The 584-nt window shown below is 46.4% G+C and carries 1 protein-coding gene; it reads right to left on the reverse strand.

Features of this window, described 5'->3' with window-relative positions; all coding sequences use genetic code 11:
- A partial coding sequence (locus ACFIJP_RS09655; RefSeq protein ID WP_375627213.1) for a hypothetical protein occupies positions 1 to 584 on the reverse strand: 584 nt, incomplete at both ends.

Here is a 584-nt window from a genome sequence, read left to right on the forward strand (position 1 = left end):
GGGATATAAAGCACCGGTGCATAAACATCCATGCCCTTGACCTGTTGGCGCACATAAATCACCATCGGGGCTTCTAGGGATGCCAATTGTTCTTCACTCAAAGCCTCACCAAAGGGGAGATTGTGGGCTTTTGCATAGTCTGCCCCGACATCCAGCAAAGTTTTGACTTGTTCAATGGCATCACTTCCAGGAATAAAGGAACCTTTACCCAAACCTTGACCAACAAGATCACGCATTTGTTTTTCAATCAATTCCTTTTCGAAATAAGCATCGCCTAAGAAAAAAATCTCCCGATCAGGATTGTAGCCAATTCTGTTCAAATAATAGGCTGAGCCATAAAACTTGCCGACATCAAGGAATTCTGCCCGCGTTTCATAAATGAAATTTTGGTTGGGCAGCGTGCCCCCAACACCACCCGATTGGGGTTTTGGTAAAGGGAGCCCTTCAGAAAGTTCCCCTGCATTATTGAGATCCACTTTTGGTGTAAAGAGAGCGCCAGCTCCAGGCAAACCACTTAAGGACTCCAGTGGATTGCCCGCAACCGACTTTGCTTCAAAATGCGCATCCCCTGTAATCGAACCTTC

Source organism: Bartonella sp. MU37NMGALS (assembly GCF_042194015.1).
GTDB lineage: Bacteria > Pseudomonadota > Alphaproteobacteria > Rhizobiales > Rhizobiaceae > Bartonella > Bartonella grahamii.